The sequence below is a fragment of the Undibacterium sp. GW821-FHT11H02 genome, from assembly GCF_058808015.1.
The window spans coordinates 1-9,644 of sequence record NZ_JBXARG010000038.1; the positions used below are offsets into that span (position 1 = coordinate 1).

Below are 9,644 nucleotides of genomic sequence, written 5' to 3' on the forward strand. Positions count from 1 at the left end.
GGCTTGAGATAGAATTGTAATTTTGAATTTCGGAGTTGGTATGCTTTGTTTTCTCCGCGTAGCGGCTTCGTCCAACAAGACAGTCGATAGTGACGCCGTGTTATTGTTCATACTTCGTGCTAGCTGCAAAACGCGGCGCACATCACTTTTGCGTTAGCAGTCAAAAGTATGCGTAAAATTTCTTCGCTCAGGAATCCAATTTTAGGGTGCGTCCGTTGTATCTTGTACTCGGGTGCTGACGGTGTTTATGTATTTCCATGTGCGACTGATGAAGACGGTTCAGCAACAGGGGATTATTGGTTTGAGTCGATTGAAGACGCCGAAGAATTTTGCAAAGATGAGTACGGTATCAGTGGTGCGGATTGGAAAGATGTGTCAGATCCTTTGCCTGGATGCCAGCATGATTGGTTGATGCCAGTTCGTGTAAAAGGACGTGAAGAAGGGCATCCTGATTGGTGCACGTTCGAGCGATTGGAAGATGGAAAATGGATTTCGTTTAGCGCAAACCAAGAGAACAATGCAGAATGACTGCTAACATTACATTCGTGACGGACGCACGGAGAGTCCTTCAGTCACATTTTTCTAAATGGCGCATGCGCCGTACAATTCAGCATTGAAAGCACAGTTAGTGCAATTTGATGGCACATTATGGTGCAATTCAGTGGCTTTTTTTGTGCAAATATTCACATCAACACTTTTTTGATCTGGAGTGAATTGTCCCGGTTTGCCTGTGAATCAGTCGATTCACTGTGCGCTACGCTGCGCTACTTTATGGGATTAAGAATTTGGGTGACAAATGTCATGCGAAGTCATGACAAACGCTACTACGCAACTGATTTCACTTCCTTCATGATGGCTCCATTGCTGCACGAATTGGGATGCAGCCATTTTTGAAAGGGAGTTCATTATGTCTTCATCTTCAGTTTCTTCAAATGTGTCGATTTCATTGGACCAACAACTCGCTGAATTTCGTCAACGTCGGTTTTTAGCGATGCCTTTGGCGGGCATCTTGGTGTGGTCGGCACTCATCTTGACCGGCATGATGCTTAGCCCAAAAGCGCAAGTCATGGCTGTATTTATTGGTACAGGCAGCATTGTCTATGTTGCGATGTTCTTGGCGAAACTGACGGGTGAGCAATTGAAATTTAAATCGAACAAACAGCGCAATTTCTTCGATACCTTGTTCTTATCAGCAGTGGCGATGAGCTTCTTATGTTACGCCCTGGCGATACCGTTCTTCCTGGAGAACTATCGTAGTCTGCCTTTCGCGGTTGCGATCTTGACCGGTTTGATGTGGTTACCGCTGAGTGTGTTGATACAGCATTGGGTAGGGTTTTTTCACGCAGTCGTTCGTACTGTTTTATGCACTTTGGCTTGGATCATGTATCCCGAACACAGCTTTGTGTTGCAGCCTGTGATAGTCGTGACTATGTATGTGGTGAGCATTGCTGCCTTGGAATTGCGTTGGAAGCGTATGCAGGCTGTACAGGGTTTGCAATCGACGTATTTTGAACAGCTTGCTTAGTAGTGTAGGGGCATCCTGATATCTGCGGCAAAGCTGCACTGCATTCATGCTCAGTGCAGCTTTGCGCTATTTCGTCAAATGACCCATTAGTTTTTCTTCCGCAAAGTATTAATCTGTATATGCGGCCACCGGGTAGTCTGCCCATTAGAGCCGACCATGAATTCAAAGAAGAGGATTTGCTCGTACTGTAGTTGCAAGACTTCGGTGCCGTCGTCTTCGATTACGGTTTCTAGCCACATATTCAAACTCATTTCGGTGACGTTGGCGAATTTCTTCACGAATGGTGTATTCAAAATCCCGCCCTGAGGGCCGCCATCGTGTTTGCTAGTCAATTGAATCAAAGTGTATTTGCTGATGTTTTGATCTTTGATGGCATCACGTAAGCGTAGATCTGGGCGTACTGAATACGGATAATGCGGGTCGGCGACGATGCGTTGAAAGTAAGTCAGATTGCTGTCTGGTTGCGTCACCGGCAAGGATTTATCAAATGCCCAAGCTGGCGCTGGCTCGTCAAGATTGAGTGGCACTGCCGTGGAGCCGTCAGGCGGTGTCAACAATGCAGAGGCGCCCATGCTAGGCGAGATTGCCAGCGGTGAGGATGCCAAGTTCGGCGCGTTGGCCACTTGAATCTCAGGCCAGGAGGCAACAAATGGTTTTGTCCAGCTCTCCGCGCCTGTTGGAAACGGCGGCTTACCTGAGACATCTTGGGCAAAGCTGCCAGTCAACATGATGGAACTACCGTGTGGAATAGTGCCACTGCGCGCAATCGCATACGGTGGTACATCGTTAGGTCCATTTGCACCCGCGCCGATAGCGATCAGCGGATAGCCATTGTCTTCGATGATGGATTCTTCGGTCGCAGCATGGTTATACATTTGGTCGACCCATAAGTACATGCCTACTTCTTCGTGCAGACCGACACCATCACTCGCCCTTTGTATGCTTTGTCTATACTCAATCGCGCCAGCGAACTGCTCATTGGTACCGCCACGATTGCGCACACCCCCTGCAACTGGAGTGAAAGTCAGTTGCTCGGTATAGTCTTCACACAAAAAGTGAAAAACGCCAAAAATGGTTTCGGTATTGGTGCCGGGCGAAGGCATGCAAGTAGTGTGCAAGCCCCAGCCTGTCGTATCGTTGTTGGGATTGACATTGACCCAAGTGCCTATCAGTGGCTCCAGGATGCCGTAGTTGGCGGGCTCATCTAATACCGCATCGGAATATTCTGGATACGGCGGAGTTGGGTTTTGCGGAATGGACATGCTTAAGTTCTCCTCGTTAAAAAGCATCACATATGAATCAATTGAAAATCGCTACTACGCTTGTTCCTTCATCACATTAAGTAAGTCGCTCAGACATACACACCAAAAAACTCTGTTATTCCTGAGAGCAACTTGTAAATTGCACGGCCTACTGACTTGGTTTGATCATCCTGAAATCAGACAAGATCATAGTTCGTGGTGAAACTATAATTTATATTCAGCAAGCATCGTGCCAGTCAATGAAGCGATGCTCTTCACGGTTCGCTATTTCAATGTATACGACTGTGAATAGGTGATCTGCTTGCATGCGCTCAAGAGAACAGGCCGCCGCTCGTGCGGTTTTACACGTCAAGCTATGCCGTGTTCAACATGTAAATTAGTGAGGAGTGTTAATTAGCACTGCTGTGAAGCTGCGCTTAATTTGCTTAGATCAGTGCACAAGCTGGCGACTTTGTTCGACCCCGAGATGTCACCGCTAAAACCCCTCATTTGACAACCTATCGTATTTGATGCGTGGCAGTTTTTGTTCAGCCCTATTCTCTGGGATGCGTTTGTCATAGCGCCGTAAAGTAGCTATGGCACTGCGACAAACATTTTTTGGAAACAATCATTGAAAATGGATATTTTTGCCGTGTTAGCTGACTTATTTGACACGTCAGGGGATCGCGGTTTTGCGTTACGACAAACGCGGCATTGCCCGCTCGACCGGGAATTACGAACAGCACACACCACAACAATTCTGCATCGACTTTGATCTCGAGTATGACTCTAAGGCCTTTCCAATAGGTCTTGGTGATTGGGCTTATGAAACGGCCATTGCGAACGGCTTTCAATGGTTATGTCGGCTCAGTGCGCTCAGATGTACTTTGTTTTTCGGATCAATTTATAGCTCTTTCGTCCCATGCACATGATCAGCTTTTGCGGTGACGCGTTCTGTGTTGAGCATTTCTAGATGCATTTGATACTCTTGCTCGACTATGGCTTTCAATGTCGGCGTTGATGCGATTCGCTTAGCACGTTCGTAATTACCGCCATTCATAATGACACGCAATTGCTTATATTCATGCGTTGCGTAGATTGCAGAAATCTCTGTTTGGGCACTTAAACGTTGACCGGCATCGTCTGTTTCGAATGACGGATTTGACGTGGACCAAATTTGAGCAAATCCGCTAAGACTTTTATCATCTTGACGTACGACTTCGCCGGAGCGTTTGGGAGACGAAGAACTTACCGGCATCGAGCTTGCAGTTGCCTCTATCAAGTTGGCACGTTCTGGCAAATTATTTGTATCGACAGTACAAGCGCTGAATGAGCATACCGAGATGCAAACGACGAGTAATAGTTTGCCTTTGTGTAAAGTGGATTTCATTTTCGACTCCCTGGTATATATCGATTTATTGCAGACGGCCAATCGCAACGACGCGGCAGCTATTGACGCTATAAAAAACCGAGGCGGAAGACACCGTCCATGTATAACCCGCAATTTGACCCGTCTGAGTATCTTTGTACAAACGTAGCGTTCCGACGCCTGCCCCACTTCCTTCACCACGCGTATCGCTGTAGATTTTGCCGCTTGCGTCCGTTGCTTGATGCGTGGAACTCGATGAATCAGCAATCGATATTTCATACTGCTCTGTGCCTGCAATAATTGGTGCAGTGTCGATGCTTCTCTTGATCGCGCCTGACATGGCTATCATCATATGGCCGGTGCTATCTTTGTTCGCGCAAGGCAAATAGTTGATGGAAATCAGATCACCGCGTTGAATTCCCGCTGGCGTCATAATGCGTTGAAAGTGGTTTTGCGCCACGATCGCAGCGTGATACTGAGACGAACTAGGGCTGGTAGAACCAAACCAATTCTTGTAGCTTGTATCGCTGATGTCATAAGCCGTTTTGATGACACGTGTGACGAAAGGAGAGCAAGTCGAACGGTTTTGGTAAATGTTCGCGCCGTTGATCCCTGCCCAAGTAACGGTGGTAGGGTTACTGTCGTAGACATTGTTCGCGGGTTGTACAAAGGTGATCAATTGTTCAGCGAAGTTAGCGTGGGTGAGATAGTTATCTGCATGGGCTGCACTGGCGACGATTGTGGACAATGCGAGGGCGACTACAGGGAGTGCGATATGTTTTTTGAAAAAAGACGACATTATTTGTTGCTCCTAAAACGATTAAGAAAATTTCCGTAACTGATACTTAGTTATTGCGCTTTTGATTTACAGCGCGTAGAGAGATAGTACGAAAATCCTAAATAGGTTTCTGTGAGGCATTTCGCTACAAATATGTGAAAAATTACCAAAGTAATTTTTTTGGCAATAGAGAGTTATTCTTTGTATGAGGCTTTTCTTATCCGATTTGAGGAATATTGAAAAACCGATTAGGTCGTGAAGGCTAGACAAGAGAAGAGCAGTCGCACCTCTCTGAAACGAACGAGGGCCGCTAGGAGCAGTTTATTAACACTAGATGGCGAGCAGTGTTAGCGAAGAAGATTACAGAAAATGATCACCAAGAAGCAGGAAGACGCCGTTTGATTTCAATCTGACGTCGTGAACAGGCTAGGTAACCACCAACGCTTAAGTCCTTGAGAATTTTACTCACCATCTCTCGCGAGCATCCTATCCTGTTTGCCATCTCTTGCTGGGTGAGCGGATTAAGAATAATCATGCGCTTGTCGATAGGTTCGGCAAGTTCCGTCAATAATTTGGCAAGTCTGCCATACACATCAAGAAGCGCCATTCCTTTGAAATTTTTCGTGACAACGCGTGTCCGTCGTATCAGTTTGGCCAGCAGGGAGAAAACAAAATCAGGATGCGTTCTAAGAAAATTCTTGAATTCGACAATGCTGACGATCGCTAAGGAAACCGATTCCAGCGCCATGACAGATGCAGATCGATAGCCTTCCTCCAAGGCCATTTCACCGAAATAGTCATTGGCCTTGATGCTCGCCACCACGACTTCGTTGCCGTCTTCATCAGATAAGAAAACTTTAACGCTTCCAGAGACGATGAAATAGACGCTGTCTGAATCGTCGCCTTCACTGACGATGATGGCATTGCGAGAAAACTTACGCATGGTCGCAATCGCCAAGAGTTCGTCGACGCCTTTTGCCGTCAATCCGGGTATCGTGAAGGATGTCATCAAGGTGCCGCGCCGCGAAATTTGAGAGTAGTTATCATAAGCGAATTTTGCTTTGAACAACAGTCAATCCACCGCTCTTAAGCTAACTGTTGGGCGATATCGCTGTAAGCGTCTAGCTCGTTATTTTCTAAGTGCTCGAGTAAGGCTTCCAAGTCGTCGTCCAGCGGAAACGGAAGTCAATTTGTCCAATGATTCAATATTGTCCATTATTGTTGGACAAGTAAAATTATTGGACAAATATTGACATTCTTTGTTTTAATCATTTAGTATTGTCCAATAAAATCAAATGTCCAATAAAGATGGACGATTAATAAAAATGGACAAAATGCCTGCTGCCGAGAAAGAAACGCTACGTACCGCCATCAAGGCGGCACAGCGTCACGGCTTGGCAATCGAGCTGATCAAAGAGATTCGTCAAGTAAGCCATCCACAAGCAGATGCCGTAGCAAGTGTTCGCCACGGCGATCAAGAAACGCTTTATCAGGTGGAGTGTAAACGCAAGCTGCGTCCCGCCAACCTTGGCGTCACCTTGCACCAAATCGATCGTCTCGGCCAGCCAGCGATGCTGATCACCGATTATCTTGCGCCCGACTTGGCTGACGAGCTAAAGGAGCGCGGCATCCCTTTTTTGGATGCAGCAGGTAACGCCTATATCAAGCAGGCAAACCTGCTGATATGGATAAAAGGGCAAAAGCCAGCCGCCAAAGCGACCGTCATTCCCATTGGACGCGCTTTCCAGCCGACCGGTCTGCAAGTCATCTTTACTCTGTTGTGCAACCCGCAGGCGATTAACCTGCCTTATCGCGAACTGGCAAAAATGGCGGGTGTGGCACACGGCACTGTCGGCTGGGTGATACCGGATCTGCAACAACTCGGCTTTGTGCACGATCTGCAAGGCAAGCGCGGCACTCGGCGCTTGTTTCAGCATGAGCGCCTGCTAAATCAATGGGCGGATGCTTATGCCCGCGTTTTACGGCCACGCACCTTGATCGGACGCTACTACGTCGCAGACTTTAATGAATGGAAAACTTGGCCGATTGCAGAATACGGCGCGCTTTGGGGAGGCGAACCTGCCGCTGCGATGCTGAGCGACTATCTACGCCCTGGTGAACTGACGCTCTACGCGGAAAAGATGCCTAGCCTGTTGGCAGCGCGGCAAAAATTCATGAAGGAAGCAGAACTAGGCCATAAGGCGGTGGTAGAAGTGCGCAAGCGCTTTTGGACCTTTCCCGACGACCCAAAACATAGCAACATGGTTCCGCCATTGCTGGTCTACGCCGACCTCTTGGCAACAGGCGATGCACGCTGTATTGAAACCGCAAAGATGATTTATGAGGACTACATCGTTCAACTTTTCGCAGAAGCTTGATCTTATTCCGCTCGCTACCGTCGTGCAGGCTTTGCAGGATGTCGCACAAGCGCTTGGAATTGATTATTTCTTGATGGGTGCCGCAGCACGCGATTTGATGCTGCATCGTGCGCACAATATCGCGCCGTCCCGTTTGACCGAGGATGTGGATTTTGCGGTAGGCGCTCCGGAAATAAAAAAATAGGAATGGTCAGTGGTCATTTCGCTTTGATTGATCTAGCAAGTGTGGTTTGGAAGACCGTCTGCGTGAATTAGAAAGCTTGGGATAAGTTGCGAGATTGCGCGTCGAGGGAAGCCTAAAGGCCTTCATAAGATAAGGTAAAAAGAATGCGATGCTGACCCGTTTAACTTGGATGTATTGTGTGATTCGAGGCAAATAAAAGATTATGCGATTGATAAAGTGTCTTTCGAATGGTGTAATACGCCTTACTGCGTTGAACTCATTTTTGCAAATTAAAAGGAACACCAATGTTTGAATCAATAGCAGCACTGGACATATATAATAAAAATATAAATGTTCTTATTGGCTCCGGTGCATCAGCAGGCTTGTTTCCAACCTTGGGGTTGTCGATAAAATCCAAAGAAGGTGAATGGGAAACTATTGAAACACTCGCCACAAAGTTTGAAATGTTGAGTGGAAAGCGAACGGCTCTTTTCATGCATTACTACAAAACGTGTATCTATCCAGTACAGGCCTTCAAACCAGATTCAATCAATGATCCAATAGGTTTGGCCAACCTCGAAAATTATGAAATTTTTTTGACAACACTATTGGGACTTTTGGATCGAAGAAAAGATTTAAATAGAAAAATAAATATTTTCACAACAAATTATGATGGATGCTTAGTCCATAGTGCCGACAATATTTTAATGAAAGGGTCACATGATTTCGTTGTGAACGACGGCACCTCAGGTTTTCACAAGAAGCATTTACATGCCAAGAATTTTAGTACATTCCAGTGCCAGTCTGGCATCTTTCAACGAACGAATTATGGCATCCCACAGCTAAACATCATTCATCTTCATGGTTCGGTCTATTGGTCTAAAAACAAAGATAAAATTGAAGTTAAATATGTCGATGATATTAAAAATTTCTTGAATCCTGCTGTATCCGACAAAATTAACGAGTTCTCAACTTATCTTGTAACCGAAGGGGGAACAACAGAAGACATCCCAACCATTTCGTTTAGCGACGCTGATGCGGAAGAATTTTGGACTCAGTATAACAAGCTCCCCATAGTGAATCCAACCAAATGGAAATTTCACGAAACTGTTTTTGAAGAGCATTACTACCAAATGCTCAGACTTCTAAGTTACGAGTTAGAAAAACCGAACTCGGTACTCATCACTTTCGGTTTTTCCTTTGCGGACGAACATATCCTGAAACTAGTTCAACGTTCACTTTCAAATCCGGAGCTTCAAACCTTTATTTGTTGCTTTAGCACTAAGGGAGCTAAAGCGCTCTCGGAAGAATTCAAATATTGTAAAAATGTTACAGTCATTTCCCCACCCGACGGTGAAAATTTAGACTTCACCAATTTCAACAAATACATTCTCTCGCTTAAGCCAGAAAAATATATTGCTCCTAACGTTGAAGGCGACATATGAACATTGTTGTTGGCGAAGTAATTGCAGTCACTGGGGTTCGTATTTCACTTCGTATCTTTGAAGATTCTAGCCAGGAAACAATATTTTATGATGGAGTGAAATACAGAGGTGTTTCTCTGCGAGAGCATATGCTTATACAGCGCGGGTTCATTGATATTGTCTGTCTCGTAGAAGGCGAGTATCTTGACGAAAAGAAGCTAGATGCGGAAGCAGAGAAAACCATCTACATTCGCAAGGTCGATGTTCGCCCAATTGGCTTTGTCAAAGACAATAAGTTCTGTGAGGGTGTCAAATACATGCCCATGATTAAGGACAAGGCATCGCTGCTTAGTGAACCCTTAATCGCTAAGATCTATGGTACTGAAGGAAAAACGCAGTTTTCCATCGGTTCTATGCTAAAAGAAAATGTTCCCATCAATTTGCCGTGGACGAAAATCTTCAACGGACATCTTGGAATCTTTGGCAACACCGGTAGCGGCAAATCCAATACGTTAGCCAAACTATACACAACGCTTTTCAATGAAAAACTCCCAGCTCTAAAAGAAAAAAGTCAGTTTGTTGTTATTGACTTTAATGGTGAGTACACTGAAGGGCAAATTCTTCCCGCCAAAGATAAACGAGTTACTGTCCTTGATTCAAGGAGTGGTGGAGATAAGTTCAAGATCGAAATGTAAACCTCCCTCAATCAGTGCCAGGTATTACTAGAGTTTTGAGGTTGGTGAAACAACCGGTATTCAACAGGGGT

The 9,644-nt window shown here is 45.7% G+C and carries 10 protein-coding genes; 6 read left to right on the top strand and 4 right to left on the bottom strand.

What is annotated here, in order from left to right:
• Nucleotides 1-168: 168 nt before the first annotated feature.
• Together AC1RR2_RS20775 and AC1RR2_RS20780 are read left to right on the top strand one after the other, a co-directional pair.
• A complete protein-coding gene (locus AC1RR2_RS20775; protein WP_493224196.1) occupies nucleotides 169-528 on the top strand; it encodes a hypothetical protein in 360 nt (119 codons plus the stop codon).
• A 379-nt stretch (nucleotides 529-907) separates the two neighbouring features.
• A complete protein-coding gene (locus AC1RR2_RS20780) occupies nucleotides 908-1,525 on the top strand; it encodes a DUF7010 family protein (RefSeq protein ID WP_493224197.1) in 618 nt (205 codons plus the stop codon).
• A gap of 86 nt (nucleotides 1,526-1,611) precedes the next feature.
• Here the strand turns inward: AC1RR2_RS20780 and AC1RR2_RS20785 are convergent, their stop codons facing one another.
• The 4 genes from AC1RR2_RS20785 to AC1RR2_RS20800 all read right to left on the bottom strand — a co-directional run bounded on the left by AC1RR2_RS20785 (nucleotide 1,612) and on the right by AC1RR2_RS20800 (nucleotide 5,922).
• Entirely contained in the window at nucleotides 1,612-2,787 is a 1,176-nt protein-coding gene (locus AC1RR2_RS20785; RefSeq protein ID WP_493224198.1) for a peroxidase, FMP-type, read from the bottom strand.
• A gap of 883 nt (nucleotides 2,788-3,670) precedes the next feature.
• A complete protein-coding gene (locus AC1RR2_RS20790; RefSeq protein ID WP_493224199.1) occupies nucleotides 3,671-4,156 on the bottom strand; it encodes a hypothetical protein in 486 nt (161 codons plus the stop codon).
• A gap of 25 nt (nucleotides 4,157-4,181) precedes the next feature.
• Nucleotides 4,182-4,934 carry a hypothetical protein gene (locus tag AC1RR2_RS20795; RefSeq protein ID WP_493224200.1) on the bottom strand — a complete coding sequence of 251 codons (753 nt, stop codon included), beginning with the start codon at nucleotides 4,932-4,934 and terminating at the stop codon, nucleotides 4,182-4,184.
• 352 nt (nucleotides 4,935-5,286) lie between these two features.
• Complete coding sequence (locus tag AC1RR2_RS20800) at nucleotides 5,287-5,922, bottom strand: Crp/Fnr family transcriptional regulator (protein WP_493224205.1); 636 nt, start codon at nucleotides 5,920-5,922, stop codon at nucleotides 5,287-5,289.
• A gap of 286 nt (nucleotides 5,923-6,208) precedes the next feature.
• Here AC1RR2_RS20800 and AC1RR2_RS20805 point away from each other — a divergent pair, with 286 nt between their 5' ends.
• The 4 genes from AC1RR2_RS20805 to AC1RR2_RS20820 all read left to right on the top strand — a co-directional run bounded on the left by AC1RR2_RS20805 (nucleotide 6,209) and on the right by AC1RR2_RS20820 (nucleotide 9,573).
• Nucleotides 6,209-7,291 (top strand): type IV toxin-antitoxin system AbiEi family antitoxin, encoded by a 1,083-nt coding sequence (locus AC1RR2_RS20805; RefSeq protein ID WP_493224201.1) that lies wholly within the window; start codon nucleotides 6,209-6,211, stop codon nucleotides 7,289-7,291.
• Entirely contained in the window at nucleotides 7,254-7,475 is a 222-nt protein-coding gene (locus AC1RR2_RS20810; RefSeq protein WP_493224202.1) for a hypothetical protein, read from the top strand. The genes AC1RR2_RS20805 and AC1RR2_RS20810 overlap by 38 nt, the downstream gene beginning before the upstream one ends.
• Before the next feature lie 284 nt (nucleotides 7,476-7,759).
• On the top strand, nucleotides 7,760-8,899 hold the full coding sequence (locus AC1RR2_RS20815) for a hypothetical protein (protein WP_493224203.1): 1,140 nt from the start codon (nucleotides 7,760-7,762) through the stop codon (nucleotides 8,897-8,899).
• The gene (locus tag AC1RR2_RS20820; RefSeq protein WP_493224204.1) at nucleotides 8,896-9,573 is read left to right on the top strand and encodes a helicase HerA domain-containing protein; all 678 of its coding nucleotides are present in this window, start codon (nucleotides 8,896-8,898) and stop codon (nucleotides 9,571-9,573) included. The genes AC1RR2_RS20815 and AC1RR2_RS20820 overlap by 4 nt, the downstream gene beginning before the upstream one ends.
• Nucleotides 9,574-9,644: the final 71 nt, after the last annotated feature.

Bases quoted from the DNA above. Each gene is read 5' to 3' on its own strand.
- AC1RR2_RS20775 (WP_493224196.1), top strand. From the start codon at position 169: ATGCGTAAAATTTCTTCGCTCAGGAATCCAATTTTAGGGTGCGTCCGT.
- AC1RR2_RS20780 (WP_493224197.1), top strand. From the start codon at position 908: ATGTCTTCATCTTCAGTTTCTTCAAATGTGTCGATTTCATTGGACCAA.
- AC1RR2_RS20785 (WP_493224198.1), bottom strand. From the start codon at position 2,787: ATGTCCATTCCGCAAAACCCAACTCCGCCGTATCCAGAATATTCCGAT.
- AC1RR2_RS20790 (WP_493224199.1), bottom strand. From the start codon at position 4,156: ATGAAATCCACTTTACACAAAGGCAAACTATTACTCGTCGTTTGCATC.
- AC1RR2_RS20795 (WP_493224200.1), bottom strand. From the start codon at position 4,934: ATGTCGTCTTTTTTCAAAAAACATATCGCACTCCCTGTAGTCGCCCTC.
- AC1RR2_RS20800 (WP_493224205.1), bottom strand. From the start codon at position 5,922: ATGACATCCTTCACGATACCCGGATTGACGGCAAAAGGCGTCGACGAA.
- AC1RR2_RS20805 (WP_493224201.1), top strand. From the start codon at position 6,209: ATGTCCAATAAAGATGGACGATTAATAAAAATGGACAAAATGCCTGCT.
- AC1RR2_RS20810 (WP_493224202.1), top strand. From the start codon at position 7,254: ATGAGGACTACATCGTTCAACTTTTCGCAGAAGCTTGATCTTATTCCG.
- AC1RR2_RS20815 (WP_493224203.1), top strand. From the start codon at position 7,760: ATGTTTGAATCAATAGCAGCACTGGACATATATAATAAAAATATAAAT.
- AC1RR2_RS20820 (WP_493224204.1), top strand. From the start codon at position 8,896: ATGAACATTGTTGTTGGCGAAGTAATTGCAGTCACTGGGGTTCGTATT.